General features: G+C 63.2%; 25 protein-coding genes. 16 read left to right on the top strand and 9 right to left on the bottom strand.

Annotated features, from left to right (window positions below; all coding sequences use genetic code 11):
- Nucleotides 1-52 precede the first annotated feature (52 nt).
- From ABW22_RS14590 to ABW22_RS17470, 10 genes are all read left to right on the top strand, one after another.
- A complete protein-coding gene (locus ABW22_RS14590) occupies nt 53-2656 on the top strand; it encodes a DUF6701 domain-containing protein (RefSeq protein ID WP_157648666.1) in 2604 nt (867 codons plus the stop codon).
- 215 nt (nt 2657-2871) lie between these two features.
- Complete coding sequence (locus tag ABW22_RS14595; protein ID WP_157648667.1) at nt 2872-3780, top strand: agglutinin biogenesis protein MshI; 909 nt, start codon at nt 2872-2874, stop codon at nt 3778-3780.
- The gene (locus ABW22_RS14600; RefSeq protein ID WP_059758317.1) at nt 3777-4430 is read left to right on the top strand and encodes a hypothetical protein; all 654 of its coding nucleotides are present in this window, start codon (nt 3777-3779) and stop codon (nt 4428-4430) included. Before ABW22_RS14595 ends, ABW22_RS14600 begins: the two co-directional genes overlap by 4 nt.
- On the top strand, nt 4420-5076 hold the full coding sequence (locus ABW22_RS14605; RefSeq protein ID WP_059758320.1) for a hypothetical protein: 657 nt from the start codon (nt 4420-4422) through the stop codon (nt 5074-5076). Before ABW22_RS14600 ends, ABW22_RS14605 begins: the two co-directional genes overlap by 11 nt.
- Complete coding sequence (locus tag ABW22_RS14610; RefSeq protein ID WP_059758323.1) at nt 5061-5420, top strand: hypothetical protein; 360 nt, start codon at nt 5061-5063, stop codon at nt 5418-5420. Before ABW22_RS14605 ends, ABW22_RS14610 begins: the two co-directional genes overlap by 16 nt.
- A 2-nt stretch (nt 5421-5422) precedes the next feature.
- A complete protein-coding gene (locus ABW22_RS14615) occupies nt 5423-7066 on the top strand; it encodes a secretin N-terminal domain-containing protein (protein WP_059758327.1) in 1644 nt (547 codons plus the stop codon).
- The gene (locus tag ABW22_RS14620; RefSeq protein ID WP_059758331.1) at nt 7063-7962 is read left to right on the top strand and encodes an ExeA family protein; all 900 of its coding nucleotides are present in this window, start codon (nt 7063-7065) and stop codon (nt 7960-7962) included. Before ABW22_RS14615 ends, ABW22_RS14620 begins: the two co-directional genes overlap by 4 nt.
- 16 nt (nt 7963-7978) lie before the next feature.
- Complete coding sequence (locus ABW22_RS14625) at nt 7979-9058, top strand: tetratricopeptide repeat protein (RefSeq protein WP_059758334.1); 1080 nt, start codon at nt 7979-7981, stop codon at nt 9056-9058.
- Nucleotides 9059-9246: 188 nt separating this feature from the next.
- Nucleotides 9247-9465, top strand: a complete 219-nt coding sequence (locus ABW22_RS14630) for a hypothetical protein (protein WP_082708912.1) — start codon at nt 9247-9249, stop codon at nt 9463-9465.
- Nucleotides 9466-9707: 242 nt separating this feature from the next.
- A complete protein-coding gene (locus ABW22_RS17470; protein WP_082708914.1) occupies nt 9708-10481 on the top strand; it encodes a PEP-CTERM sorting domain-containing protein in 774 nt (257 codons plus the stop codon).
- A 4-nt stretch (nt 10482-10485) separates the two neighbouring features.
- Here ABW22_RS17470 and ABW22_RS14640 read toward each other — a convergent pair whose 3' ends face one another.
- From ABW22_RS14640 to ampD, 8 genes are all read right to left on the bottom strand, one after another.
- Nucleotides 10486-11655: a pyridoxal phosphate-dependent aminotransferase gene (locus ABW22_RS14640; protein WP_059758344.1), complete on the bottom strand. Its 1170-nt coding sequence runs from the start codon at nt 11653-11655 to the stop codon at nt 10486-10488.
- Complete coding sequence (locus ABW22_RS14645; RefSeq protein WP_059758347.1) at nt 11652-12425, bottom strand: zinc-dependent peptidase; 774 nt, start codon at nt 12423-12425, stop codon at nt 11652-11654. Before ABW22_RS14645 ends, ABW22_RS14640 begins: the two co-directional genes overlap by 4 nt.
- Nucleotides 12426-12429: 4 nt before the next feature.
- On the bottom strand, nt 12430-13722 hold the full coding sequence (locus tag ABW22_RS14650) for a DNA recombination protein RmuC (protein ID WP_059758350.1): 1293 nt from the start codon (nt 13720-13722) through the stop codon (nt 12430-12432).
- Between the two features lie 431 nt (nt 13723-14153).
- The gene (gene typA / locus ABW22_RS14655; RefSeq protein WP_059758355.1) at nt 14154-15986 is read right to left on the bottom strand and encodes a translational GTPase TypA; all 1833 of its coding nucleotides are present in this window, start codon (nt 15984-15986) and stop codon (nt 14154-14156) included.
- A 54-nt stretch (nt 15987-16040) separates the two neighbouring features.
- Nucleotides 16041-17297 (bottom strand): hypothetical protein, encoded by a 1257-nt coding sequence (locus ABW22_RS14660; RefSeq protein ID WP_059758359.1) that lies wholly within the window; start codon nt 17295-17297, stop codon nt 16041-16043.
- A 1-nt stretch (nt 17298) separates the two neighbouring features.
- On the bottom strand, nt 17299-17679 hold the full coding sequence (locus ABW22_RS14665) for a group II truncated hemoglobin (protein ID WP_059758648.1): 381 nt from the start codon (nt 17677-17679) through the stop codon (nt 17299-17301).
- Between the two features lie 3 nt (nt 17680-17682).
- Nucleotides 17683-18879, bottom strand: coding sequence for a formate-dependent phosphoribosylglycinamide formyltransferase (gene purT / locus ABW22_RS14670; protein WP_059758363.1), 1197 nt, complete (start codon nt 18877-18879; stop codon nt 17683-17685).
- Between the two features lie 438 nt (nt 18880-19317).
- A complete protein-coding gene (gene ampD / locus ABW22_RS14675; protein ID WP_059758368.1) occupies nt 19318-19878 on the bottom strand; it encodes a 1,6-anhydro-N-acetylmuramyl-L-alanine amidase AmpD in 561 nt (186 codons plus the stop codon).
- An 88-nt stretch (nt 19879-19966) separates the two neighbouring features.
- On the opposite strand from ampD, the gene ABW22_RS14680 reads away from it, so the two are divergent.
- From ABW22_RS14680 to ABW22_RS14705, 6 genes are all read left to right on the top strand, one after another.
- Complete coding sequence (locus tag ABW22_RS14680; protein WP_059758370.1) at nt 19967-20512, top strand: hypoxanthine-guanine phosphoribosyltransferase; 546 nt, start codon at nt 19967-19969, stop codon at nt 20510-20512.
- A gap of 1 nt (nt 20513) precedes the next feature.
- The gene (locus ABW22_RS14685) at nt 20514-21275 is read left to right on the top strand and encodes an S-methyl-5'-thioinosine phosphorylase (protein WP_059758373.1); all 762 of its coding nucleotides are present in this window, start codon (nt 20514-20516) and stop codon (nt 21273-21275) included.
- A 20-nt stretch (nt 21276-21295) separates the two neighbouring features.
- Complete coding sequence (locus ABW22_RS14690; protein WP_059758653.1) at nt 21296-22018, top strand: 16S rRNA pseudouridine(516) synthase; 723 nt, start codon at nt 21296-21298, stop codon at nt 22016-22018.
- Nucleotides 21997-22530, top strand: coding sequence for a peptide deformylase (gene def / locus ABW22_RS14695; RefSeq protein WP_059758377.1), 534 nt, complete (start codon nt 21997-21999; stop codon nt 22528-22530). The genes ABW22_RS14690 and def overlap by 22 nt, the downstream gene beginning before the upstream one ends.
- Nucleotides 22531-22637: 107 nt before the next feature.
- Nucleotides 22638-23021: a flagellar biosynthesis regulator FlaF gene (locus tag ABW22_RS14700; protein ID WP_059758380.1), complete on the top strand. Its 384-nt coding sequence runs from the start codon at nt 22638-22640 to the stop codon at nt 23019-23021.
- A complete protein-coding gene (locus tag ABW22_RS14705; RefSeq protein ID WP_059758383.1) occupies nt 23018-23254 on the top strand; it encodes a hypothetical protein in 237 nt (78 codons plus the stop codon). Before ABW22_RS14700 ends, ABW22_RS14705 begins: the two co-directional genes overlap by 4 nt.
- A 7-nt stretch (nt 23255-23261) precedes the next feature.
- Here the strand turns inward: ABW22_RS14705 and ABW22_RS14710 are convergent, their stop codons facing one another.
- A complete protein-coding gene (locus ABW22_RS14710) occupies nt 23262-25814 on the bottom strand; it encodes a [protein-PII] uridylyltransferase (RefSeq protein WP_059758658.1) in 2553 nt (850 codons plus the stop codon).
- Between the last annotated feature and the right edge of the window lie 132 nt (nt 25815-25946).

A 25946-nucleotide genomic window follows, 5' to 3' on the forward strand; every position in this document is an offset into this window, starting at 1 on the left:
AATGGAAGCTGACAGCCGCGATTTCACACTGCCACCAAGGGGGATGAGGAATATGTTGAAACGTATCTTGGTCTGCTTTTTGGTTTCGCTGGTTCCAGGCGTGGCGGCGGCGGCCTGCGGTTCGGTTCCGTCCAGTTATCCCGTATTGTCAGGCAGTCAGCTTGAGGTGGGCAAGGATTCCACAGTCAACAACGGCACGTCCATCAGCAACATCAACGGTGGCGCGAAGTACGACGGAGCGCTCGATGCCATCAACCCCAACACCGGTGCCGTTATCAGCGCAAGCTCGAGCTTCCCAAGCCTGGAGCCGACCACCTTTCCCGGCACCGGCACCACCGACACCAGCGCCACGACAGTGGCCGCAGGCTCGTATGACGATGTCACAGTGGCCAACTCGTCCTCCACGACATTTTCAGGAGGTTCTTACTATATCGACAAGCTGGATATCGGAAAATTCGCTACGGTCAATTTGGCGGCGGGTAGTTATTTCATCAAGACCTTATCTTTGGGAGAGGAGTCCAGGATTGTGGTGTCCCCTTCCGGGACGGTGCGTCTTTACATCGGCAGCAAAGCCACCCTGGATAAGAACACTTTGATCAACGCCGCCGGCACGGTGGCTGACTTGCAGGTGTTTCTTTACCCGGGAGCTGATTGGGACGCAGCCAACGATGTGACGTTCGTCGGGATAGTTTATGCGCCGGGGACAAGTTCAAAAATAGAGTTCGGCAAGGATTCCAGTATCAGGGGCGCGCTCGTCACGGCGGGGGAGGTCAAACTTGGTAGGGACGCAAACCTCATTTTCAGTGCCGCAGATCAGGCCGCAGCAGGCGGCGTGAGCACCTGTGTTGCCTCTGCCTCCCCCGGCAGTTTCAATGCTTTCGAGACAGCTACGGTGCCCGGCGCAACTTCCGGCGTCATCAAGACAAGAGTTGCAGCCAGCGCGTTTGGGCTGGACGTGGTTGCGGTCAGCGGCGGTGACCAGGAGAGCGCTTTTTCCGACACGGTTAAAGTTGAACTGCTGGGCAACGCCACAACCGGCGTCGGACTGGATGCCAACAACTGCCCCACAAGCTTCACCCTGCTGCAGACCGTTTCCCCTACCCCAACGATCAGCGGCGGCCGTTCTTCCGTCGGTTTTGCCGCGGTCGGCAATGCCTGGAGGGATGTGCGGGTGAGAATCAGCTATCCCGCCGGTTCACCGACTTCGACTTCCTGCTCGACTGATAATTTTGCCATCCGGCCGGCGCGTTTCGGCGGCGTGACGGTGAGTGATGCCGACAGCGTGACGGCTGGCACCGCCTCCAACACCCGCACGCTCTATAACACTGCGGCAGCCGGCGGCAACGTTCACAAGGCCGGCCGGCCGTTTCGCATTGCGGCGACGGCATTGAACGCCGCCGGCGCCGCCACCTCGAACTATGCCGGAACGCCCGTGGCCAGCCTGACTGCATGCGTGCTTCCCGCCGGCTGTACGCTCGGCGCGCTCACGACCGGCACCTGGTCGGCCGCCTCCGGCACGGTGACGACCGACGGCGCCAGCTATTCCGAGGTCGGCGCTTTCGCCATGAAACTGGTGGACGCCAGCTTCGCGGCGGTGGATGCCAACGATTCCAGCGCAGCCGAAAGGACGATCGAATCGGCTGCCGCCAATGTCGGCCGCTTCGTTCCCGATCATTTCGAGCTGACGACCGCCATTGTTCTGCCCAAATTCAAGACCTTCAACGACACCACGTGTGCCACGCGCTCGTTCACCTATGTCGGTCAGCCTTTCGGTTATCTCACGTTGCCGGAAGCGGCCATCACGGCTAAAAATGCCGCGGGCGCCACCACGCTCAACTACGCGGGCGCGCTGTGGAAGCTTGCCCCCGCCGGGGTCATACAAAGCTACACGCACACTCCCGTTACCAACACACTGGATATCGGTTTGGTGGGTACACCGACTGTTACAGCGACCGGCAACGGTGCGGGATCCCTGATCGCCAATGCTGCGGATGTAATTGCGTTCGTGCGCACCACCCCGGTCGCACCTTTCAACGCCGATATCAGCCTCTCGATGAGCATTCAGGATACGGCCGAGAATGGCGTTCCCGGCAACGGCGTCATCGATACGGCCATGCCCGCCGTGTTTTCGAGCATTGCGTTCGATTCCGGCAATGACATCCGCTTCGGCCAGCTGGTCTTGACCAATGCTCACGGCTCGGAACTGCTCAACTTGCCGGTGCCGATCGAGACCCGGTACTGGAATGGCGCCGGGTTTGTCCGAAACGCGGCGGATTTCTGTACCCGGCTTGCCGCTGACAATGTGTCGCTCTCCAACTGGCAGCGTGATCTCAACGCCTGCGAAACTTCGGTGTTACTACCAGCGCCACCTGGCCGCTTCATTGCCGGCCAGGGCAACCTGCGGTTATCCGCGCCGGGGTTATCCGCGCCGGGCGCAAGCAACACCGGCAGCGTCGACCTCACCCCGCAACTGGGCGCCATAGCCGGCGGCACCGCGTGTGTGGGGGGCGTGGCGACTGCCGCTGTGGCGGCATCGCAAAGCTGGCTGCAAGGGCGCTGGACAGGTGGCGACTACGATCAGAATCCCGCAGCACGGGCAAGTTTTGGCCTGTATCGCGGCAGCAAATCATTGATCTACCTGCGCGAGATGTATTAAACCCGGATACGGATGCCCGACGTGTTTACGCGAATATTCTGATTTAGATGAAGATTTTGCCCGGTTGGCCGTAAAACCTCCATGAGTGCCTGCGCAAATTCCTTATCCAGCGGTGTCCCGTGCGAATATCTCGCAAATTTATGAGAATCCTGGATAAATCCTTTGACAACAATGGCTTATTTATTTAAGTTCAGAAAAACTTTCAGGTCCGAGATATGCGGTTTTTCCGCCGAGTAGCTGAACACGGGTTAACAGCCTATTTGCGTCTTCCTGACCGCATTGCGTACGCGTGCGTCGATCGCAGGGTGGCCGTGCCCAAGCTGCTCGCCGTCGGGGTGGTTCCGGTCAACGGGGAAAACTGGAAAGAGGCTCTTTCCCGGTTGCCGCGCAAGGGGCCTGTCAGCCTGGTATTACGTCCGTCCGATTACAAGCTGCGCCAGCTCGATGCGCCGAATGTGCCGGCCGACGAGGTCAAAGCTGCGGTGCGCTGGCAGATTCAGGATATGCTGGATTTCCACGCCAACGACGGTACGGTGGACGTGCTGGAAGTCCCGCATCCCGAACACTTGGCTCATGTACGACAGATTTTTGCGGTGGCGGCAAAAAATACCCTGCTTGCAGAGGAGGCCGTGCTGGCTTCCAACGCAGGCCTGAATCTCGGCATCATCGACATCATGGAAACCGCCCAGCGCAACCTGGCCATCCGGCTGGAATCCCCGGGTCGGGCCATGGCGCTGTTCTCCTTCATTGAAACCGGCGGCCTGCTGACGCTGACGCTCGACGGCGAATTGTGCGTGGCGCGCACGCTGGGCGTAAACCAGGCGCTGCTGGAAGGCGAGGGCAGGGATGACGCGCTGGAACGCCTGACGCTGGAAATCCAGCGCACGCTGGATCATTTCGATCGCCAGTTTGGCGGTATTCCGGTTGACCGCCTGTTGCTCATCCCAATGGCGCACGTCGAACAGTTACGTGATGGTCTGGCCAGGAATCTTGCCATCAAGGTCGAGGTGCTGAACCTTGCGGATGCGCTGGATGTTTCGGGGTTTCCGGACGTGAATGCCCTGCCGCTTCCCTGCTTTCATGCCATCGGCGCGGCATTGCGAATGGAAGACACCACGCCATGAGCCAGCAGATCAATCTCATCAGCCCGCTGCTGCTGAAGAAGCGTTATGCATTTGGCTTGCGCGAAATGGGCCTGGTGATGGGCTTGATACTGGTATGTGCGCTTGCCTGGGCGGGCTATCTGCATTATCAGGCCAGTGTGCTTGTAGCCCAGGCCGAACAGAAGGAAGCCCTGCAAGCCGAGGCACAACAGGCACTGGATGAACTGACCATCGCCGCCAGCCGGCCGGTGAGTGCGCTGCTGACCGAGCGCGTCAAGGCCACGCAGACTCAGGTGGCGCAACGCGAAGCGCTGCTGGCATCGGTCGGCCACACCATCGAACAGACGTCGACGGTTTTTTCTCCCAGCTTGCGCGCGCTCGCGCATGGCAGCACGGAAGGCGTCTGGCTGAATGGATTTACCCTCTCGCCGGGCTATGTGGCGCTCAAGGGGGCGGCCCTGAACGCGAGTTTGTTGTCGACTTATATCGATCGTATCGGCAAACAGACACCATTTGCGGGCATGCAGTTTTCAGGCATGAATGCCGTACTTGCAGCATCCAAAGGCGAGCGTACAAGCCAAACGACAGCACTGCCCGACCACCTGGATTTTGACTTGTATTCGGGCAGTCCGGATAAGGCGACAGCGCAAGGAGGATCTCATGGTCAGTGAGAAGTTGCGCGAGATCGCTGCGCGGGTCGGCATGATGAGCCTGCGGGAACGTGTTTTTATTTTCGTGGCCTCGCTGGTTGTGATTCTTGCCCTGGTGCAAACCCTGCTGATCGACGCGGGCCAACTCGGCAAACAGCAGGCGAGCAGTCGCGTGCAAACTGCCGAGGAGGCGCTGGTTCAAATCGGACAGCAGCGGCAACAGCTCGAGCGCGAGGCCGAGCGCAATCCGGATCGGGCGGCAAGAGAGGTGCTCGCAGGGCAGGAAGCGCGCCTGGCGGCGTTGAATGCCGAACTGGACAGGCTACAGCGTTCGCTGATCCCGCCCGAACGCATGAACCAGGTATTGAAAAATGTCGTGCAGGAGCAGAGCGGCATCCGGATTGTCGGATTCAAGACGCTCGACCCGCAACCGGTCGCCTTGCCTGATGCGGCCGAGGGCACCCCGCCCGGATTTTATCGGCACGGTTTTGAAGTCAAGGTGAGCGGCCAGTATTCCGAGCTGGTCACCTATCTTGAACGAGTCGAAGCGTTGCCCTGGCGTCTGAACTGGATCGAGGCGACGCTCGATGCCGCCGCCCGTCCGATCCTGACGCTCACCCTGACCGTACACACCTTGAGCCTGGAGGAAACATGGCTGCGCGTTTGATGGTGTGGGCCTTGGCCGCACTTCTGGCAATGCCGCTGGCCGCCGCTTCGCTGCCAGATCCCACTGCGCTGCCGAAATTCCGGGCAAGTGCGGATGCCGAAGGCGCGCATGAGGCGGCCGCTCTGGCCTGGGTGAGGGTGAACGGACGTCACTCGATTGCCTGGTATAACGGCACCACGGTCAAGGTGGGCGACTCGGTGGAAGGCGGACGGGTGGTCGCTATCCATGAAGATCATATTGTCCTTTCTGGCAAGGGTGGGCGCCGTGCCGTCTACCTGCTCGATCACGCGATCCGCACACAGCCGCAAGCGCAACCCCGCCCGGCCGGGAAAAACAGGAATTGAACATGCATAAACATATTGTCTTGGCTGTATTGGTATTGACCGGCTGTGCCAGCCCATTCGGCAAGGCGGGCAAGGATGCGCTGAATGCCGCGCTGGAAACGCCCGCCCCCCAGCCGATGCAAATCGCCCCGCCGCCGGCTGCCGTGCAGCAGGCCGTGATGGACGCGGTGCGCGTAGTGCCCCCCGTTACGTCAAAGCCGGCGAGTACCGAACCGCGATTCAATCTGACGGTGAACAATGCCAAGGCGTCCGAGGTGTTCATGGGCATGGTGACGGGTACGCCCTACAGCATGCTGGTGCATCCTGATGTTACCGGCACCCTGACCCTCAACCTGAAGAACGTAACGGTGCCCGAGGCGATGGAAGCGGTGCGCGCGCTGTACGGCTACGAATACGAAGTGCAGGGCAAGCGCATCATCGTGCCGTCGCCCGCCATGCAAACGCGTATCTATCAGCTGAACGCCCTGGCGATGCAGCGCAAGGGCATGTCGGATATGCGCGTGGTGTCCGGCTCGGTCAGCACCAGCGGCGGCAGCGGCGGCAGCAGCGGGTCTGCGTCCGGCAGTGCGTCGAAGTCGCTGGAAACCAGCAGCGTGCAAACGTCGACCGACTCGAATTACTGGGAGGAAGTCGGTACCTCCCTGAAAGCGCTGGTCGGCGAGGCGGGCAGCGTGGTGGTGAGCGCGCAATCCGGCATCGTCATCGTGAAAGCGGCGCCTGCCAGCCTCTACATGGTGGAAAAATATTTGCGCGCGTCGGAACTGGTGAGCGCCCGCCAGGTGATGCTGGAAGCCAAGATTCTGGAAGTGCAGCTGAATGACGGCTATCAGTCCGGCATCAACTGGGCAACGCTGCAACAAGGCGGCAAGCTGAAGATCGGCGTGAACGGTCTCAATCCTGACGGCACGCCGCCGATCAACCTGGGGGGGACGGTGGCGCAAATGCTGGGCGGCCTCATTCCCGGCCCGACCGGGAGTTTGTTTGGCCTGGCTTTCAACGATGGGGATTTTGGTGCGGTCATCAATCTGATCAAGAGCCAGGGCACGGTGCACGTGTTGTCCAGCCCGCGCATCGCCACCATCAACAACCAGAAAGCGGTGCTCAAGGTGGGCACGGACGACTTTTTCGTCACCGCAGTCACCGGTGGCACGGTGGCTGCGCTGGGGGTTCCGGCCATGCCGCCCAACGTTGTCGTGCAGCCCTTCTTTTCCGGCATTGCGCTGGATGTGACCCCGCAAATCGACGACAGGGACAATATCACGCTGCATGTCCGCCCGTCGGTCAGCTCCGTCACGGAAAACCGGAAAACCATCAATCTGGGGCAGTTGGGTGACCTCATCCTGCCGCTGGCTTCCAGCAGCATCTCCGAAACCGACAGCGTGGTGCGCCTCAAGGATGGCCACATCGTCGCCATTGGCGGGCTGATGAGCCAATCCTTCGGCGATGATAAAAATCGCATTCCGGTGCTCGGCGACATCCCCGTTGTGGGGCAACTCTTCGGCAACACCAGCCAGAACAGCCAGAAGCGCGAACTGGTGGTGCTGATCAAGACCACGCTGATCCGTGACAGCCAGGACTGGGACCGCGATCTGGCAGCGACCCAGCGTCGTTTCCAGAACTACGAGCTGCCACAGTCCCAGCCATGATCACTTGTTGGTGGGAGCACTTCGGCCTGCGCGAGCCGCCGTTTGGCCTGACCCCGGACACCAGCTTTTTCTTCCCCGCGCTGCCGCACCAGGAAGCCCATGAAACCCTGCTTTATGCGCTGAATGCAGGCGAAGGTTTTCTGGTGGTCGAAGGCGAGGTCGGCACCGGCAAGACCCTGCTGCTGCGGCGCGTGCTGAACACGCTGCCGGCGCGCTGGCAGGCGGCATTCGTGCCTAATCCGGGGCTTGATCCGCGTGGTTTGTATGCGGCGATTGCAAACGAGTTCGGCGTGCCGGCCGACGGCACCCGCGAAGACCTGCTGCACCGTCTGGAGCGGCATTTCATTGCCTTGGCGCAGCAGGACCGGCAGCCGGTCGTGCTGGTCGACGAGGCGCAGGCCCTGCCTGCCGACACGCTCGAAGCGGTGCGCCTGCTTACCAATCTGGAAACCGAGAAGCGCAAATTGCTGCAGGTCGTGCTGTTCGGCCAGCCCGAGTTGATGGCCCGGCTGCACGAAAAAAGCACCCGGCAAATTCTCACCCGCATCAGCTTCCATGCCATCTTGCGGCCGCTCGATCGCCACGAAGTGGCTACCTATGTGGCGCATCGCCTGAAGGTGGCGGGCGGCGGCGGGGCGCTATTTACCGGGTGGGCGGCGCACGCGCTGTGGCGCGTTTCCGGCGGCTTGCCGAGGCTGGTGAACATCATCGCCGCCAAGGCCATGATGCTGGCCTACGGCCGGGGCGCGCAACAGATCACACGCCGTCACGTGATGGCGGCAGCACGCGATACGCTCGCTGCCCGCAAGGGCGTGTCGATCGTTCCGCTGGCCTGGGGGCTGGCCTTGCTGGGGCTGACTGCCGCGGCCGCCGCCGGCTGGCGTTTACTAGGATAAGTCTGGCAGAAACAGAATGAGCGTGATCAACCAAATGCTACGGGAACTCGATGCGCGGGGTGCCACTTCGTCCGCCTCGCCTGCTGCGTCGACGGGGACGGTTCGCGTAAATCGCCGCCAGGCTGGGCTGATTCTGGGCGGGCTGGGGCTGCTGGCGGCAGGGGCGGCTGCGATCTTTTGGATGCTGCCGCTCGCGCCAAAGGCCGTCGAGGCGTCGGACGCCCCCGTGATCGCCCGACTGGAGGCCGCAGCCACGCCGGTTGCCACGATGCCCGCTCAAGTGGCGCCCGCTATTCAAGCTGAGCCGGTGATGCAGGACGCGCCGCAAGCGGTCATTGCCGCCCCCCCTGCAGAGCCCGCCATCGCGGCGCCTGTGCAACCTCAAGTAGCCATGTCGGTTCGCGAAGCGATGCAGGCACAGGCAGAACAGCCACTGCCTGCCGCGCCCAAGCCTTCGATTCCGGTTCAATCGGCAGTTCCGCCCATGGCCCAGGCGGAACCCGCCGTTGTCAAGAAAATGACCGAGCTGTCGCCCGAGGCCGAGGCACAGCAGTATTACGACGACGCCCAGGCGCTGCGCCGCGCCGGTAAATTAGGTGCGGCGATCGACAAGTACCGGCAGGCACTGGAGCGCAACCCGGGGATGACGAACGCGCGAACCCAACTTGCCCGGCTGTTGCAGGAGAGCGGGCAGGCCGACGCGGCGCTGTCACTCCTGAAGGCGGGCTTCGAGCAGCGGGCGGACGACGGGCTGGCGATCGCGACCGGGCGCCTGCTGGGGGATCTGGGGCAGCGAGACGAGGCGCTGGCCTGGCTGGCGCGGGGTCAGGCGGGCTTGCGCCCCGCGGATCATGCCTTGATGGGAGCCTTGCTGTCGCAGGCTCAGCACCATGAGGAGGCGAGCCGGGCTTATCAGCGTGCGCTGGCTGCCGATCCCAACCAGGGCGGCTGGCTGCTCGGCCTGGGGCTGGCGCTGGAGGCACAGGGGCGGGTTGACGAGGCGCGGATGGCGTATCGGAGCGCACTGGAGCGAGGGCAATTCAAGCCCGAAGTCATCCAGTTCTTGCGCGAGCGCAGTGGTGTGCCCGCGCCGTGAGGGCCCCGCAGATCCGTACTTTTCGCATGGCTTGTTGTTATCAAACAACACATTCTTCTCGCGTCAGAAGAAAGTTACCAGATAGTGGTTTTCTTTTGCTGATTTGTTAGAATTCCGCGCATCGGCTGGATCAAACGTCCCAGGCCGATCTGGTGTGGGTTTCTATATTGTAATTTAAGGGAAATAAAATGAAATATTCCGTCCTCCTGGCTGCTCTGCTGGCTCTTTCCGTAACCGCTTGTGGCCAAAAAGAAGAAGCAGCTGCGCCTGCTGAAGCGCCTGCTGCTGAAGCGCCTGCTCCAATGGAAGCTGCGCCTGCTGAAGCTGCTCCTGCTGAAGCTGCTCCTGCTGAAGCTGCGCCTGCTGAAGCCGCTCCTGCTGAAGCTGCTCCTGCTCCTGCCCAGTAATTCCTGGCCAAGGAACGAAAAACCGGCCTTCGGGCCGGTTTTTTTTCGCCTGTGCGCCGCGTAAATCGACAAAAGCGCCGATAACTCAACGTCCATTTGCAGGGTTTGGCGAAAAGGCGATTTCGAATTGGGCTGAAGCCCTGAAATTGTGCGGGCTACGGCTATTCTGTGTGATGAACGCTACCTGGCATGAAGTTCGCAGCAGTCGACGCATTCATTAGCGTTGACCATAAGGGAACGTCATGCGAACACTTTCAGTGGTGGCCGGGTTGCTTGCCTCGGGTTTGTCCTTGCAGGCATCGGCCTACACCATCGATGCGAATCTGGCCGACTGGGGTTTGACGCGCACTGGCAGCGTGGCGGACTGGACGCCGAATGCATCGGTCAAGGCGTGGGCGGTGGAAGACCAGACCGGCGGCATCAACACCCGGCTGACGCCGGGTTACGGCGGGCAGGCTTACGATGTCGAGGCCCTCTATGTGGATTACGACGTGCAGTATCTCTATCTGGCCTTGGTGACCGGGCACAATCCGCTGACGCAGGATGGCGGCAATCACTATGCGCCGGGCGATTTCGCCATCGACTTCGGGCGCAACGGCGTGTACGAATTCGGGCTCGAAACCACCGGCAGCAACGGCAATAAGCAGGGCGGGCTGTACGCCGTCAGTCTGTGGGGCGCGGGCTTGTGGGGCGCGGCGAACGAAGGGCCGACCTCGATTCTGGCGGGTGACCTATTGGGCATGGGCGTGGTGGCCTACACCACGACAGGCGTCGCCAACATGGGCGTCCATGCCGCCGACAAGCATTTTTTCTATGAAGCGCGCATCCCCGTTGCCCTGTTCGGCACCTATTGGGGGGCGGATGCCTTCGACGTGCACTGGACCATGAGCTGCGCGAACGATTCGTTGAAGGTCGACGTCATTCCGGGCGCCAGCGTGCCCGAGCCGGGGACGCTGGCATTGCTGCCGTTGGGACTGCTGGGCATGTTTGGGCTGACGCGTCGCCGTCGCGCCTGATCAATCAGCGGGCCAGGAAGCCGTCGATGCGCACGATGGCTTCTACCAGACGCGGCAGCGGCTGGGTATAGGCGATCCGTAGAAAGCGTTGCGGCTGATGCTGGCCAAAATCGAGGCCGGGGGTCACCGCCACCCCAACCTGTTCCAGCAAGGCCTGCGCAAATTGGCCGCTGTCGTCGGTATGGCCGCTGCAATCGGCATACAGATAAAACGCGCCTTGCGGTTGGGTGGGAATGACAAAGCCGCGTTCGCGCAGCGCGGGCAGCAGAAAGTCGCGACGGGCGCGCAGCTCGGCCTTGCGGGCTTCGAGCTCGTCCAGGGTGGCGGGCAAGAATGCCGCCAGTGCTGCGTGCTGTGCCGGGGTGGAGGCCGCCAGAAACAGATTCTGCGCCAGCCGTTCCAGCGCCGGCATGGCCCAGGCGGGGGCGGCCAGCCAGCCAAGCCGCCAGCCGGTCATCAGGAAATATTTGGAGAAGCTGTTGACCACGAATACGTCGTCCCAGCGCGCGGCACTGTGCTCGCTGTCATCGTAGGTCAGCGCCAGGTAGATTTCGTCGACGATCAGGGCAACGCCCTTTGCCGCGCACCAGTCGTGGATGCGCGTGAGCTCGTCCGGGGTGATCGCGGTTCCTGTGGGGTTGGCGGGACTTGCGATCAGCACGGCGCGGGTGGCCGGCGTGGCGTGGCGCTGGATTGATTCAAGCGTGAGCTGAAAGCCGCTGGCGGCATCGACCGCAACGGTCACGGCGCGCGCATCGCAGAAGCGGACGAAATGCCGGTTGCAGGGATAGCCGGGGTCGGCCATCAACACCTCGTCGCCGGGGCCGGCCAGCAGGCCCAGCGCCAGCAGCAGGGCGCCGGATGCACCGGGGGTAACGACGACATGCGCGGGATCGACCGTGGCCTGCCAACGCGTGGCATAAAATCCGGCAATGGCTTCGCGTAGTTGCATTAAGCCCAAGGCGTCGGTGTAGTGCGTGTGGCCGGCACGAAGTGCGGCAACGCCCGCCTCGACGATGGGGGCGGGGGTGGCGAAGTCGGGCTCGCCGATTTCGAGATGAATGATGTCGCGCCCGGCGGCTTCCAGCGCCTGTGCCTGCGCCAGGATGGCCATGACGTGGAAGGGCGCGATGCCGGCCATGCGGGAAGCGGCGCGCGGCCGGATCTGACTCATGTCGGGACGCCCATACGTTGCAGCGGATGCTGGCGGTAGAACTGCTGTAAATGCCGGTAAATCGCCGGGTATTCGGCATCGAGCAGGCGCGGCGTCTCAAAGAACACCTCGGTCAGCACTGCAAAGAACTCGGCGGGATTGGCGGTGGCGTAGGGGTCGATCGCCGTGTCCTCGCGGGCGTCGACACGCGCGCACAAATCCTCGTAGGCCGCACTGAAGTCGCGCGCCCAACTGGCGGCATCCATACCGCGATGCAGCGGCGGGAAGCCATTGGCATCACCGTTCAGCATGTCGAGCTTGTGCGCGAATTCATGCAATACGACGTTGACGCCGTCAGCCTGGCCGCTGGTTTCAACGTCAGCAATAGACAGTACCAGCGGACCGCCGTGCCATGACTCGCCCGCCAGAATGTCGCGCGAGCGATGCACGACGCCGGCTTCGTCGATTTCCTCAAGATCGCGCATAAATTCGTCGGGATAGAGAATGATTTCGCTCCAGCCGCGGTAGCTGTCCTCGCCAAGATTGAGCGTCAGCAGGCAAGCCTGCAATGCGATGACACGTTGGGAGGCATCGTCGACGTCTGCGCCACCCGCAGCGGAAAATGTCTTGTCGTGGATAAACAGGCTGGCGGCTTCACGCAGGCGCGTTTGCTCCGCCGCGTCGAGCCCGCGGAGAATCGGCAGGGCGGCAACCGTTGCGTCGAAGGCATCGAGCGGGATGGCATGCTGCTTGAGAATGCGGGCGCGCCGCCAGCGGCCAAACCAGCTCATACGCTCATTCGTCGGCGTCGAGCAGGCGCGCGGCGGTCGCGTCCGGGTGGTCGAGTTCGACCCGCTCGATCTGCTGGAAGCGGCGGCTGATCTTGTCGCTGGAAATGCGCACCTCGCTGACATCCTTGTTGGCCTGCTCGATGTGGGAGGCGAGCTTTTTCATGCGCTCATCGAAGCGCGCAAAGTCCTTTGCCAGCTTGCTGAGCTCGTCCTTGATCACGTGCGCCATGCGTCGCGTTTCCGAATCTCGGATCACCGCCCGCGCGGTGTTCAGCACCGCCATCAGCGTGGTCGGCGAGGTCAGCCACACGCGCTTTTTCTGCGCATGCTCGACCAGATCGGGATGGTAGGCGTGGATTTCGGCGAACACCGCCTCGGCGGGCAGGAACATCACCGCGCCGTCGGAGGTTTCGCCGGCGACGATGTATTTGGCGGCGATGTCGTCGACGTGTTTTTTCACGTCCAACTTGAACTGCCGCTTCGCCGCATCGCGCTCGGCCGTCGGCAGGCTGTCGTCGAACATGCGGCTGTAGTTTTCCAGCGGAAACTTGGAGTCGACGCAGACGGTGCCGGTTGGCTCGGGCAGGATCAGCACGCAGTCGACGCGTGCGCCGCTCTTCAGGGTGTGTTGAAACGCGAAGGCGTCGGGCGGCAGGCTGTTTCTTACCAGCGCTTCCAGTTGGACTTCGCCAAAGGCGCCGCGTGAGCGCTTGTCGCCCAATATTTCCTGCAGCGACACAACATTGGACGCCAGGTCTTCGATCTTTTTCTGCGCCTCGTCGATCACCGCCAGCCGCGACATCACCGAAGTAAATGTCTCGTTGGTTTTCTTGAAGCCTTCGTCGAGCCGCTCGGCCACTTTTCCGGAGATTTCGTTGAGCCGGCCGTCGACCGTCTGCGACAGCTGCTGCACGCGCTCGTTGAACTGCGCGGTCATGCCTTTCAGCGTGTCCTGCAGCATGCTTTGCTCGGCGCGTCCCTGCCCGATCAGCTTTTCCAGCATCGTGGTCTGGAACTGGCCGAACTGGCCGGTGACGGTTGCGCGCGTTTCTGCCAGCCGCTCGGTCTGTGCGATCTGCAGGGCCGCCAGCTGGCTCTGCATGCGGTCGGACTGCTGCGCCAGGCCCGTGTGCAGGTCGGTCAGTACCGCGCGGTGACGGGCTTCCATGTCCTGGGTCAGCAAGGCGGGCAGCCCGGTTTGCTCCCGCCTTAGCGCATGGATGCGCAGCAGCAGCAAAACAGTCAATAGGATGAGGACGGCAAGGCCGACGAGGAGGCCGATTTCGACAGGACGCATGGCCCCGATTTTACCCGTGCCTTGAATAAAAAAGGCTATGTCACTGTTGGTTGTTGAGGGCATGTCTTGCCCCCTGATGAAGCCCCTGTCCTTTGGCATCCCGCAGGCGCCGCCGTAGGAACGGCTTCAGCCTCGATGCGCCGCAAGGCGCAAAGGGCAAGTGCTCGCCAAGGCCTCGCCGCCGGGGGGCTGTTGTAGGAGCCCCCGCAAGGAGGAGGCCGTGGTTGTAAAAGCCGACGCGTCGGCAACAACCACGCACGCCCGCCCCCGGGCCGATGCCGTGGAGGTTGCGACGGTGCGCAAATCGGGGTGAGGGCGCCCCGCCCACAGCGCTGGCCAACACCAACAAATAACGATGAAAGAGCCATAAAAAAGCCCGGCGCGAAGCCGGGCTTTTTTTAATGCAGCCCCGGCGCAAGGCCGGGTTAGGTTCAAGCCGCTGCGCGCGATGCTTTTTTGCGATCCTGTTCCTGCAGGTAACGCTTGCGGATGCGGATCGACTTGGGGGTGATTTCCACCAGTTCGTCGTCGTCGATGAATTCCACGGCCGATTCCAGCGTGAGCTTGATCGGCGTGGTCAGGCGCACCGCTTCGTCGGTGCCGGACGAGCGGACGTTGGTGAGCTGCTTGCCCTTGATCGGGTTGACCACCAGGTCGTTGTCGCGGCTGTGAATGCCGATGATCATGCCTTCGTACAGCTTGTCGCCGGGCGAGACGAACATGCGGCCGCGGTCTTCCAGTTTCCACAACGCGTAGGCCACGGCCTCGCCGTTGTCCTGGCTGACCAGCACGCCGTTATGGCGGCCGGGCAGGTCGGCTTTCACCGGGCCGTAGTCGTCGAACACGTGGCTCATCAGGCCGGTGCCGCGCGTCATGGTCATGAAGTCGGACTGGAAGCCGATCAGGCCGCGCGCTGGAATGTGGTATTCCAGCCGGGTGCGGCCCTTGCCGTCGGATTCCATGTTGGTGAGCTCGCCGCGACGGCGGCCGATTTCTTCCATCACGCCGCCCTGGTGTGCGTCTTCCAGATCGATGGTGAGGTTTTCATACGGCTCGCATTTCTCGCCGTTGATTTCCTTGTACACCACGCGCGGCTTGCCGACGGCTAGCTCGAAGCCTTCGCGGCGCATGTTTTCCAGCAGGATAGTGAGGTGCAGTTCGCCACGACCGGAGACACGGAACACGTCGGCGTCGCCGGTTTCATCGACGCGCAGCGCGACGTTGACCAGCAGTTCCTTGGCCAGGCGATCGCGGATCTGGCGGCTGGTGACGAACTTGCCTTCGGTGCCAGCCAGCGGCGATGCGTTGACCATGAAGTCCATGTTCAGCGTCGGTTCGTCAACCGGCAGCACCGGCAGACCGACCGGATTTTCGCGGTCACAGATGGTGACGCCGATGCCGATGGTATCGAGCCCGGAAATGATGATGATGTCGCCGGCTTCGGCTTCTTCCACCGGCACGCGGTCCAGACCCTTGAAGCCGAGCACCTGGTTGATGCGGCCGGTTGAGACCTGCTCTTCGTGATTCATCACCACCACGGACATGCCGGGCTTGATGCGGCCATTGAGCACGCGGCCAACGCCGAGACGGCCAGTGTAGGTCGAATAATCGAGCGCGGCGATCTGCAGTTGCAGCGGCGCGTCGGGTGAGCCGGGCGGGGTGGGAACGTGGGTCAGCACGGTGTCGAACAGCGGCACCATGTCGGCAGCGGTGCCGCCATGCGACGGCGCATCCTTGAGGTCCATGCACGCCCAGCCGTTGAGGCCGGATGCGTAGATGATCGGGAAGTCGAGTTGCTCGTCGGTCGCACCGAGCTTGTCGAACAGGTCGAAGGTCTGGTCGACGACCCAGTCCGGACGGGAGCCGGGGCGGTCGACCTTGTTGATCACGACGATGGGCTTGAGGCCCAGCGCCAGTGCCTTCTTGGTGACGAAGCGGGTCTGCGGCATCGGGCCTTCGACGGCGTCGACCAGCAGCACCACGCCGTTGACCATGCCGAGCACGCGTTCGACTTCGCCGCCGAAGTCGGCGTGGCCCGGGGTGTCGACGATGTTGATGTGATAGTCGCCGTACATGATGGCGGTGTTCTTCGCCAGGATGGTGATCCCGCGCTCCCTTTCGAGGTCGTTCGAGTCCATCACCCGCTCGTCAACCGCCTGGTTGTCGCGGAAGGTGCCGGACTGTTTGAGGAGCTGGTCGACCAGCGTGGTTTTGCCATGGTCGACGTGCGCGATGATGGCGATATTGCGGAGCTTGCGGGACATGATGTGGGGCCGTAGTGCGGGAAACCCAGCATTATAACAGGGTTTCTTGACTATTTACCGTGCAAGCGGATGCGCCGCCAGCCGGGCGTCGATGCGGTCGATGACCTTCTGGTAACGGGGACTGCCGATTGGCCCGAAGCGGCGGCCGAATTCGGCCTGCGGCATGAATTCCGGCAGATCGCGAAAGTTCGGCACCAGGTCTGTATCGCTGCGGGCATCGGCCAGTCGCTGCTGCAGGCGCGCGGCGGCTTCGCCGGTGGCGTTTTCGCCGAGCATGACTCCGGCGCGGTTGGCAGCCAGATCGGTGAAGCTGAAGCCCGAGCCCTTGCTTGCATCTTCTTCTTCCTTGATCAGGCCGATGGCGTTGGCCAGCCAGCTGCCGCCGTTGACGGTGATCGCAGCCGAAATCACGAAGTGTTCGGCAAAGTCGCGCCGCCCATGCAGCGACAGCAGCACACGCGGCGCACGGCGAATCGACTGACTGTCGCCTTCCAGCAGCTTGGGCAGGCTGATGCCGGAGAGATAGGCCGCCAGCGCGGTGAGCACAGCGCGGTTTTCCTTGGCTTCGTCGCCATCGGTCGTTTGGGCGAAGCCAAACAGGGGCGCGGTGATCTCAACCAGCGGTACGGTGCTGCCTTGCGGGTGGCGTTTCAGCAGGAAATCCAAATGCTCGGCATAGACCAGCATGCGTGCCTGGTCTTCCGGCGCAATCAGCAGTTCCGCGCCTTTGCGTTCCATCTGGGTCAGCAGGATGGGATGCCAGCGGTAATCCAGGGTGGCCTGGTTTTCGTCGAAACTCACCTGGGAAAACGCATCGGCCAGCAAAGCGTAGGTTTCGTCGCGGCGCAGCCAGCGATGCGCCAGGCGCGCGACCCTGTCGGCCAGCGCGCCCGGCAGCGGAAGGCTGCCCAGCCGCAGGCTCTGGATACGGATGCCGCCGGGCACATCCGCCACGTCGGCGGTGAGGTTGAGGTAGCGACCAAACGGGTTGGGCGGCACGGCCAGGGTGGCGGTGAGGGTGGCCAGGCCGGGCGTAAGTTCGGCGGCGATCCCATTGATTTGGCGCAGCTCGACCGCGTAATTAAGCAGGCGGTTGAGCTCGTCCTCGCCAAGCTGGATGCTGTGGGTCACATCGGGCGTCTGGCGGCGCGGGTCGTGTTTCTGGAACAGCGATCTGACCCAGGCCAGGTCGGTGCGGCGAAATTCTGCGGGCGGCTCGATCGCGGGCGCGTCGTCCAGCATCAGCCAAGGCAGCACAATGAGCCCGGCCAGCATGACGAACAGCATATTCAAAATGATTAAACGCTTCATCTCATTGCGGCTGGTTGCGCATGAAGTCGGCGGTCTTGAAGAACGCCGCGGCCAGTTCCTGCTGCAGCGCCGCATCCACCCCCACGTCCTGCATCGCGCGGGTCATGCAGCCCATCCACTGGTCGCGCTCGGCCTCGCCGATGGCAAATGATATGTGGCGGCGGCGCAGGAAGGGATGGCCGAAGCGGTCGGTGTATTCCGGCGGGCCGCCGGTCCAGCCGCTCAAGAACCAGGCGAGTTTGTTGCGCGATTCGGTGAGGTCCGCCGGATGCAGCTTGCGGATGCCGTAGTAATCGGGGTCTTCGTCCATCAGGTCGTAAAAGCGGTCGACTAATCGACGTATGACTTCGCCGCCGCCAAGGCGTTCGTAATGGGTTTGCATCATTCAGACCTTGATCGGTTTGACGGCGGCTGCGGCAGCCTTGGCATGCAGACGCGCCTCGTCCGCGCTGGGGGCGGTGGCGAGCGCCACCCCCATGCGGCGGCGCGCAAAGGCTTCGGGCTTGCCGAACAGTCGCAGGTCGACGCCGGGCGTGCGCAAAGCTTCAGCGACGCCGTCGAAGGCGATGCCGGTTGCGTCCACGCCGCCGTAAATCACCGCCGACGCGCCGGGTTCGCGCAAGCTTACGTCAACCGGCAGGCCGAGGATGGCGCGCGCGTGCAGTTCGAATTCGTTCTGTCGCTGCGTCGCCATGGTGACCATGCCGGTGTCGTGCGGGCGCGGGCTGACTTCGGAAAACCACACGCTGTCGCCCTTGACGAACAGCTCCACGCCGAACAGGCCGCGCCCGCCGAGGTTGCCGGTGACGGCGGCGGCGATTTCCTGCGCATGCGCCAGCGCGGCGGCTGACATCGACTGTGGCTGCCACGATTCGACGTAATCGCCCCTCACCTGAACATGGCCGATGGGCGCGCAGAAATGTGTTTCGACCTGGCCCGAGATACCGAGCGCACGCACGGTCAGCAGCGTGATTTCATAATCGAAGTCGATTACCCCCTCGACGATGACGCGGCCCTTGTCCACCCGTCCGCCGCTGGCGGCATATTCCCAGGCCGCCTGCAGCTGGCTGGCGGCATCCACCCGTGACTGCCCTTTGCCGGACGATGACATCACCGGCTTGACGATCACCGGGTAGCCCAGTTTTTCTGCCGCCGCGGTCATGTCGGCCAGGCTGTCGGCAAACACATAGGGTGAAGTCGGCAAGCCCAGCGTTCCCGCCGCCAGCCGGCGGATACCCTCGCGGTTCATGGTGAGGTGGGCGGCACGTGCGCTGGGAATGACCTCGGCCAGTCCTGCGGCTTCGACTTCCAGCAGCGTTTCGGTCGCAATCGCCTCGATTTCAGGCACCACCAGCTGCGGCTTTTCCGCTTCGATCAGCGCGCGCAGCGCCGCACCGTCGCTCATGTCGATGACGTGCGCGCGGTGCGCCACCTGATGGCCGGGGGCATTGGCATAGCGATCCACGGCGATGACCTCGACCCCCAGCCGCTGCAGGGCGATGATGACTTCCTTGCCGAGCTCGCCCGCACCCAGCAGCATGACGCGGGTGGCGGAAGGGGAGAGCGGGGTGCCGAGGCGCATGGCGGAATCTGGATTTGAAAAGGGGGATTTTACCGTGGGTGGGGGTGGGCGTTGTGTTTGGGTTTTGTTGTGTGAGATGGGGTGTGGGTAGACCTTCAATGGGCTGCTCACCTTAGGGAGACGCTGATTAATCCGTCTTTGCGAGGAGCGAAGCGACGCGGCAATCCAGAAATGCCCGCTTAATCAATGCGCTGGATTGCCGCGCTTCGCTCGCAATGACGGCTATATCGAATTAATCAGTGTTTCCCTAGGCCGGGGTTGCCGGCGGCAAGTCACTTTCTTTGTCTCGCCAAAAAAAGTGACCAGCCGCCGGGCTACCCCCGGCCAACGGTCAGTAGTTCTGCGAACACCTTCACTACAACAACAGCCCTTCAACAGGCTCAGGGCGAACGGGCGGAGGTGGGCCGCTTCGGCAAGCGCATGTTCAGGCCAAACGCTTCAACCCTCCAACGCCCGCACCCGCTCCCATTCAAAACACACCCCCGGATCCGTCTTGCGCTCCGGCGCAATCTCGCTATGCCCCACCACCGCCCGAATCGGATAAGTCTGTTTAAGTGTTCGCAGCAACGGAATCAGGCTAGCGTATTGCGCTTCGGTGAACGGAAGGTCGTCGCTGCCTTCGAGTTCGATGCCGATGGAAAAATCGTTGCAGCATTCGCGTTCCTGCCAGATCGACACCCCCGCGTGCCAGGCGCGCAGCGTGCACGGCACGAACTGGATCAGCGTGCCGTCGCGGCGGATGAAGAAATGCGCCGATACCCGGAGGCTGCGGATCTCCTGGTAATACGGATGTGCATCCCAGTCGAGCCGGTTGGTGAAGAGGTCGATCACGGCATCGCCGTCGAACACGCCCGGCGGCAGCGAAATGTTGTGGATGACAATGAGCTCGATCGCCATGCCTTCTGGGCGCGCGTCGCAATTGGGCGAGGGCAGCCGGCGGGCGGCGGACAGCCAGCCAGCGGCATCGAGGACGTCGGAATGGGGGGCGGAAATCGACATGGCGCAAGCTTACTCGACCACTGTGAAGTCTGGAAACATCGGCGTTGAGGCCTTAGACTGCCGACTTTCATTGATTCCACTCTCCGTCATGACGCCGCTTCAAGCGCAACAATTGCTGGACAATGCCGAGTGTGTCGCGTCCGCGGACACCGTGCAGGCGGTGATCAACCGCTTGGCGAGCGAAATTGCCGGCAAGCTGGCGGCGGATCTTCCGCTGGTGCTGGCGGTGATGGGCGGGGCGGTGGTGTTTGCCGGACAGCTGCTCCCCCGGCTGAATTTCCCGCTGGAGTTCGATTACCTGCACGTGACCCGCTATCGCGGCAAAACCCAGGGAGGGGCGGTGGAATGGCGGGTGCTGCCGGGGCAGAACGTGGCGGGCCGCAGCGTGCTGGTGCTCGACGACATTCTGGACGAGGGGGAGACGCTGGCGGCGATCCGCGACAAATTGCACGACATGGGTGCGGCGCGCGTGTGGTCGGCGGTGTTGACCAACAAGGACAACGGGCTGACCAAACCGATCCAGGCCGATTTTGTGGGGCTGGAGGTGCCCAATCGCTATGTGTTCGGTTGCGGCATGGACGCTTATGGGCTGTGGCGCAACCTGCCCGCCATTTACGCTTTGAAGGACAAATAATATGCTAGGCATCATCGGCGGCACCGGACTCACCCAGCTCGCCAATCTTGAAATCACTCACCGCCAGGTGGGGCGCACGCCTTACGGCGAACCTTCGGGCGCGCTCACCTTCGGCCGCATCTGCGGGCAGGAAGTGATCTTTCTGGCGCGTCACGGCTACGGCTACACCATTCCGCCGCACGAGGTGAACTACCGCGCCAACCTGTGGGCGCTGAAGGACCATGGCGTCGATCGAGTGGTGTCGGTGGCCACGGTCGGCGGCATTCATCCCGGGCTGATCCCCGGCACGCTGGTCATCCCCGACCAGATCATCGACTACACGCATGGCCGCGCTGCGACGTATTTTGTCGAAAGCGACAAGCCGGTCATTCATCACGATTTCACCTTTCCCTATTGCGATGCCATGCGCGCCGCGCTGCTGCAGGCCGCCGCCAGCGCCGGCATCAGCCTGCGCGACGGCGGCGTGTATGGGGCGGTGCAGGGGCCGCGCCTGGAAACGGCGGCCGAAATCAATCGCATCGAACGCGACGGCGCCGACATGGTGGGGATGACCGGCATGCCCGAAGCCTATCTGGCGCGCGAACTGGCGCTTTGCTACGCGACGGTGGGCGCGGTGGTGAACCATGCCGCCGGCCGCGGTTTGTCGGTCGACGGCATCCAGATGGAAAAAATCCAGCCTGTGCTGGGCGAAGTGATGCTGCAGGTGCGGCACTTGCTCGAGCAGTTGGTGACCAACGACGCCGCCGGGCTGTGCAAATTCTGAGCATGACGAAGCATCGCTCCATGAAGCTCTACCATGCCTTGCAGTCGCAAGGATTCGGCACCCGCAAAATCTGCGTCGCGCGGGTGCGGGCGGGCGAGGTCGCGGTCAACGGCGAGGTCTGCGACGACCCCGAGGCCAAGGTTGACCCGGCTCAGTTGGAACTGACGCTCGACGGCGTCGCCTGGCCGTATCGGGAAAAAGCCTATGTGCTGATGTACAAGCCCGCCGGCTACGAATGCTCGCACCACACCAGCCATCATCCCAGCGTGTTTTCCCTGTTGCCGGCGCCGCTGGTGCAGCGCGGTGTGCAGTGCGTGGGGCGGCTTGACCAGGACAGCACCGGCCTGCTGCTGTTTTCCGATGACGGCCAGTTCATACACCGCATGACTTCGCCAAAAAAAGACGTGGCCAAGGTTTACCGAGCCGCCTGCGCCGATCCGGTGAGCGACGCCATGCTGGAAGCCCTGCGCAGCGGCGTGCAGCTCAACGATGAGCCCGCGCCGATCGCCGCGCTGGCGTGCGAAAAACTCGACGAAACCACGCTGCGCCTGACGCTGGCCGAGGGCAAATACCACCAGGTCAAGCGCATGGTCGGCGCAACCGGCAACCGGGTGGTTAGCCTGCACCGTGAAGCCATCGGGCAGTTTGCCTTGCCGGAAAGCTTGCTGCCCGGCGCATGGCGCTGGCTGGAGACCGACGAACTGAAGCACCTGGAGCAGTCATGGCCATCCGCGATGTCCTGAAGATGGGCGATCCGCGCCTGCTGGAACCGGCCCGTCCGGTGGCGGATTTTGCTTCGCTCGAACTGACGCAACTGATTGTCGACATGCATGACACCATGCGCGCGCTCGACGGCGCCGGCCTTGCGGCGCCGCAAATCGGCGTCGGCCTGCAGGTGGTGATCTTCGGGGTCAGCGCCAATCCGCGCTACCCGGCCGCCGAAGACGTGCCATACACAGTGCTGATCAATCCGCTGCTGACGCCGCTGTCCGACGCCATGGAAGCGGGCTGGGAAGGTTGTCTGTCCGTGCCTGGCATGCGCGGGCTGGTGCCGCGCCACAGCGACTTGCGCTATCAGGGCTTCGACCCGGCGGGCCAGCCGGTCGACCGCAGCGTGAGCGGTTTCCACGCCCGGGTGGTGCAGCACGAGGTTGACCATCTGCACGGCATTCTGTATCCGATGCGCATCCTCGACCTGCGCGATTTCGGGTTCACCGACACCCTGTTCCCGGGACAAAACCTGCAGGACGATTGACAGGAATCTCGACGTTTTGGGGCATGCCTAAAGTTGTCCCTGTCATCGCCGCTAACTTGTTACGTAACCGTGGGCGAGGTGCCCCGGCACAAGCAACAAGGATAACAATGAGCCCGGAACAACCGATCCAGCAGGCCCCGCGCCGCATCAACCACGCCACCACGATGATGGGTGAGGCGGTCCAGCTCGACGCCATCGCCGCCCGGCTGATGGCAGTGCAGCGGCACTGGAACGCCCCCAACCGTGAAATTGATCTGGCTGCCGCGCTGGAAGCCAGCCGATGTGCCTGGCATGCGATTCAGGCCGCGCTGGCTGAAGGCGTGCTGACGCTGCCGCCGGACGTGCAGCACAACCTGCTGATTCTGTCGGTGTATGCCGACAGCAAAATCAGCGCCTGCGAATCCATCCCCAGCGCCGACACGCTGGGCAGCCTGATTTCACTGACGCGAACCTTGGCCGGGAGCCTGAAGGAATGGCGGGTGGCAGCATGAGTGTGCCGCAGTGGGTTCTGCCGGATCGGGTTATCGGTCTGGCCGATTGGTTGGTTGCTGCCGTGGATGTCGGCCCAACGGTACGCCCAGGCCGCGTCCGCAACCGCCCCAAGACCGAGCCCGAGGAAAAGATCAAAAAACCTGCCGACGGCGTGCGCAAGAAATCGCCGCCTGCCCGCAAGGCCCCCCCGCGCGGGCGTTACGTCGACGAATATGCGCGCCCGGCGCACTGAATCAGAGTCACTGCAAAACCGCCCGCACGCTGGCCTCTAGCGCCTGCATTCCGGCAGGCGTCTCAAGGCTCTTTCCCCGGATCAGAAACGTATCCTCGACACGCTCGCCAAGCGTGTCGATCTTGGCGGCATAGACGCTCACGTCATGCTGCATCAACACCTCGGCTACCGCAAACAGCAAGCCCCCGCGATCGGCACAGGTGATCGACAGCATGTGGCCACGCCCCTGCGCGTCGGGCGCCAGCCGAACCGTGGTCGGGTAGGGATGGTGGCGCTGGTGGCGTGACAGGCGGCCGCGCGGTGCAGGTTGCAGCGGGCGCACCGGATCGAGGTCGCGCGCCAGTTCGTGTTCCACGAAGCTGAGGAAATCGCGGTAATGAATGCCGCGGTTGGCCAGATCCATCACCTGAAAACTGTCGAGCGCATAGCCATGCCGGGTGGTGTGGATCTTGGCTTCGAGGATGGTGTACTGGATGCGCGCGAAAAAGCCGCAGATGCGGGCAAACAGGTCGGGGAGGCCAGGCGTGTAGACCAGCACCTGGATGCCTTCGCCGGCCGGTGACAGCCGCGCCCGCACGACGGCGTCGGGGCTGTTGGTGCGGCGCCACAGCATGCGCGCCTGCCAGGCCATGTCACGGGCGTCGAAACGGACAAAATAGCGGGCATCGAGGTGCTGCCACAGCGCATCGGCAGTGTCGGTCGGCAGGCCATAGAGGGCAAGATTGACGCGGGCTTCCGCCTGTTTGGCGGCAATGTCGGCCACGCCTTCATCACCGCCTGCAAGCCTGATCTGCGTCGAGTGATAGAGATCTTCCAGCAGCTTGCCTTTCCAGGCGTTCCAGACCTTGGGGCTGGTGCCGCGGATGTCGGCCACGGTCAGCAGATAGAGCGCCGTCAGATGGCGCAGATCGCCGACTTTGTCGGCGAAAGCGGCGATCACCCCCGGATCACTGATGTCTTCCTTTTGCGCGGTGCGCGACATCACCAGATGCATGTTCACCAGCCAGGCGACCAGTTCGCTGTCGGTCTTGTCGAGGCTGTGTTGGCGGCAAAACCGCCGCGCATCGGCCGCGCCCAGTTCGGAATGGTCACCGCCACGGCCTTTTGCAATGTCGTGGAACAGCGCAGCCAGATACAGCAGTTCGGGTTTGTCGAAAGCGGCAATCAGCCGGCTGGCGAGCGGGAGCTCGTGCGCGAACGCCGGCACGGTCAGGCGCCGCATGTTGCGCAACACGGTGAGGATGTGTTCGTCCACGGTATAGACATGGAACAGGTCGTGCTGCATCTGCCCGACGACGCGGCCAAATGCCGGGATATAGCGTGCCAGCAGCCCGTAGCGGTGCATCGCGCGCATGGCTCGCGTAATGCCAACCGGTTGGCGCAGCAGCATCATGAACAGGGCGCGGTGCGCCGGATGGGCACGGAAGGCGGCGTCGATGCGGGTGCTGCCGCGCCACAGCGCGCGCAGGGTGGCCGGCTCGAATCCGGCGAGTGCCGGGCGCTGGGCGTAGACGATGAAGGCGCGCAGCAGGGCATCGGGCTTGCGCTCGAACAGGTCGGGCTCGCGCGCCTCAAGCAGCCTGGCGCGTACCTGAAAATCGGCGTCGATCGGCTCGGGCGGCGCGTTCACCGGAAACAGCCTTACCCGCAGCGACTGGATGAGAATGTCGTTGGCACGCTGGATCAGCTTGGCGGCGCGGTAATAGCCCTGCATCAGGCGCTCGGGGGGGCGCTTGTTCGCGGTGGCGGCGAGCCCCAGGCGCTCGGCGAGATCGGTCTGGTAGTCGAAGGCCAGGCGGTCTTCGCGCCGCCTGGCCAGGATATGCAGGTGGATGCGCAGCGAAGAGAGCGTGCGTTCCTCGCGTGCAATGCGGCGCGCCTCGGCGTGGGTGAGCAGGCCGGCGCGCGCGATGCCATTCCAGCCGCCGGTGATGCCGCAGGCCTGCGCCAGCCAGTGAATCGTGTGCAGGTCGCGCAGGCCGCCGGGACTATCTTTCAGGTTGGGTTCGAGCTTGTAGGCGCTGTCGTCGAAGCGGGCGTGGCGCGCCTGCTGCTCGGCGAGCTTGCCGTCGAAAAAGTGCTGGGCGTCGAAGCGTGCCCGGAAGCGCCGGTCGAATTCGTCGAACAGGGCGGCGGCACCGCATACGAAGCGCGCTTCCAGTAGATTGGTTTCCACCGTGATGTCGGCGTCAGCCTCGATGATGCAGGCCTCGACGGTGCGCACGCTGTGGCCGATTTCCAGCCCGACGTCCCAGCATGCCTGCACCCAGTTTTCCAGCGTGGCCTGCTGCGCTGCGGTGGGCTCGTGCGGCAACAGCAGCAGCACGTCAACGTCCGAACCCGGAAACAGTTCGCCGCGCCCGTAGCCGCCGACGGCGGCGACGCAGAAGCTGGCAGGCAGCGCGAGCCGGGTGCCGATTTCCGACAGCACGCCATCGACCAGGGCGGCGTGGCGCGTCAGGTAGCGAGGGGCAGAGGGTGTTTCAAGATAGGCCGCGGCAAGCGCCGCGCGGCCCGATTTGAGCCGCTCGCGAAGATCGGCGAACGGCGGGGTGCTCACGCGGTTAAGTGGCCTGCTTTCGAAATAACCGAACATGAAACGGCGTCTTTTTCCGCATGGCGGCGTTGCTCGTCGTTGCCATAGTCTCGGCTATGTCGCCTCCTCGCGCCTTGCCCTGCGAAAAAATCCATC

This window comes from Thiobacillus denitrificans (assembly GCF_001530125.1).
GTDB classification, from domain to species: domain Bacteria; phylum Pseudomonadota; class Gammaproteobacteria; order Burkholderiales; family Thiobacillaceae; genus Thiobacillus; species Thiobacillus denitrificans_C.

Excerpts from the sequence above, each read along its gene's own strand:
- ABW22_RS14620 (WP_059758331.1), top strand. The coding sequence starts at position 7,063 with ATGATCACTTGTTGGTGGGAGCACTTCGGCCTGCGCGAGCCGCCGTTT.
- ABW22_RS14690 (WP_059758653.1), top strand. The coding sequence starts at position 21,296 with ATGAAGCTCTACCATGCCTTGCAGTCGCAAGGATTCGGCACCCGCAAA.
- ampD (WP_059758368.1), bottom strand. The coding sequence starts at position 19,878 with ATGTCGATTTCCGCCCCCCATTCCGACGTCCTCGATGCCGCTGGCTGG.
- ABW22_RS14610 (WP_059758323.1), top strand. The coding sequence starts at position 5,061 with ATGGCTGCGCGTTTGATGGTGTGGGCCTTGGCCGCACTTCTGGCAATG.
- ABW22_RS17470 (WP_082708914.1), top strand. The coding sequence starts at position 9,708 with ATGCGAACACTTTCAGTGGTGGCCGGGTTGCTTGCCTCGGGTTTGTCC.
- ABW22_RS14650 (WP_059758350.1), bottom strand. The coding sequence starts at position 13,722 with ATGCGTCCTGTCGAAATCGGCCTCCTCGTCGGCCTTGCCGTCCTCATC.
- typA (WP_059758355.1), bottom strand. The coding sequence starts at position 15,986 with ATGTCCCGCAAGCTCCGCAATATCGCCATCATCGCGCACGTCGACCAT.
- purT (WP_059758363.1), bottom strand. The coding sequence starts at position 18,879 with ATGCGCCTCGGCACCCCGCTCTCCCCTTCCGCCACCCGCGTCATGCTG.
- ABW22_RS14630 (WP_082708912.1), top strand. The coding sequence starts at position 9,247 with ATGAAATATTCCGTCCTCCTGGCTGCTCTGCTGGCTCTTTCCGTAACC.
- ABW22_RS14660 (WP_059758359.1), bottom strand. The coding sequence starts at position 17,297 with ATGAAGCGTTTAATCATTTTGAATATGCTGTTCGTCATGCTGGCCGGG.
- ABW22_RS14590 (WP_157648666.1), top strand. The coding sequence starts at position 53 with ATGTTGAAACGTATCTTGGTCTGCTTTTTGGTTTCGCTGGTTCCAGGC.
- ABW22_RS14615 (WP_059758327.1), top strand. The coding sequence starts at position 5,423 with ATGCATAAACATATTGTCTTGGCTGTATTGGTATTGACCGGCTGTGCC.
- ABW22_RS14640 (WP_059758344.1), bottom strand. The coding sequence starts at position 11,655 with ATGAGTCAGATCCGGCCGCGCGCCGCTTCCCGCATGGCCGGCATCGCG.
- ABW22_RS14685 (WP_059758373.1), top strand. The coding sequence starts at position 20,514 with ATGCTAGGCATCATCGGCGGCACCGGACTCACCCAGCTCGCCAATCTT.
- ABW22_RS14625 (WP_059758334.1), top strand. The coding sequence starts at position 7,979 with ATGAGCGTGATCAACCAAATGCTACGGGAACTCGATGCGCGGGGTGCC.
- ABW22_RS14700 (WP_059758380.1), top strand. The coding sequence starts at position 22,638 with ATGAGCCCGGAACAACCGATCCAGCAGGCCCCGCGCCGCATCAACCAC.
- ABW22_RS14600 (WP_059758317.1), top strand. The coding sequence starts at position 3,777 with ATGAGCCAGCAGATCAATCTCATCAGCCCGCTGCTGCTGAAGAAGCGT.
- ABW22_RS14705 (WP_059758383.1), top strand. The coding sequence starts at position 23,018 with ATGAGTGTGCCGCAGTGGGTTCTGCCGGATCGGGTTATCGGTCTGGCC.
- ABW22_RS14665 (WP_059758648.1), bottom strand. The coding sequence starts at position 17,679 with ATGCAAACCCATTACGAACGCCTTGGCGGCGGCGAAGTCATACGTCGA.
- def (WP_059758377.1), top strand. The coding sequence starts at position 21,997 with ATGGCCATCCGCGATGTCCTGAAGATGGGCGATCCGCGCCTGCTGGAA.
- ABW22_RS14595 (WP_157648667.1), top strand. The coding sequence starts at position 2,872 with ATGCGGTTTTTCCGCCGAGTAGCTGAACACGGGTTAACAGCCTATTTG.
- ABW22_RS14605 (WP_059758320.1), top strand. The coding sequence starts at position 4,420 with ATGGTCAGTGAGAAGTTGCGCGAGATCGCTGCGCGGGTCGGCATGATG.
- ABW22_RS14645 (WP_059758347.1), bottom strand. The coding sequence starts at position 12,425 with ATGAGCTGGTTTGGCCGCTGGCGGCGCGCCCGCATTCTCAAGCAGCAT.
- ABW22_RS14680 (WP_059758370.1), top strand. The coding sequence starts at position 19,967 with ATGACGCCGCTTCAAGCGCAACAATTGCTGGACAATGCCGAGTGTGTC.